Here is a 280-nt window from a genome sequence, read left to right on the forward strand (position 1 = left end):
GCGAGCGACGCGGCCTTGAGCAAAGGCTCTTCATACAGCTGGCCGTAGGTGAGCGACGTGATGCCGGTCAGCGCGCCGGTTGCCACATTCACCAGCAGCTTGTCCCACATCGTGCCGACGATATTGTCGCTGACCTGAGTCGCGAGACCGGCACCATTGAATGCGTCGGCAACGTGGCGAACGCGATCCGTCACGCGTCCATCCAGTTCGCCAATGATCGTGTGTTTGCCCACGACGCCCGACTCGATATGCGCCGCGCCCCGCAGTACGCCGCCCACGT

At 63.6% G+C, this 280-nt stretch carries 1 protein-coding gene; it reads right to left on the reverse strand.

All coding sequences use genetic code 11. The features are described 5' to 3' along the window. Window positions 1–280: ketopantoate reductase C-terminal domain-containing protein (locus tag EN859_RS37630; protein ID WP_348632981.1), on the reverse strand; the 280-nt coding region annotated here is incomplete at both ends.

It is taken from the genome of Mesorhizobium sp. M00.F.Ca.ET.216.01.1.1 (assembly GCF_004010325.2).
In the GTDB taxonomy this organism is placed as follows: domain Bacteria; phylum Pseudomonadota; class Alphaproteobacteria; order Rhizobiales; family Rhizobiaceae; genus Mesorhizobium.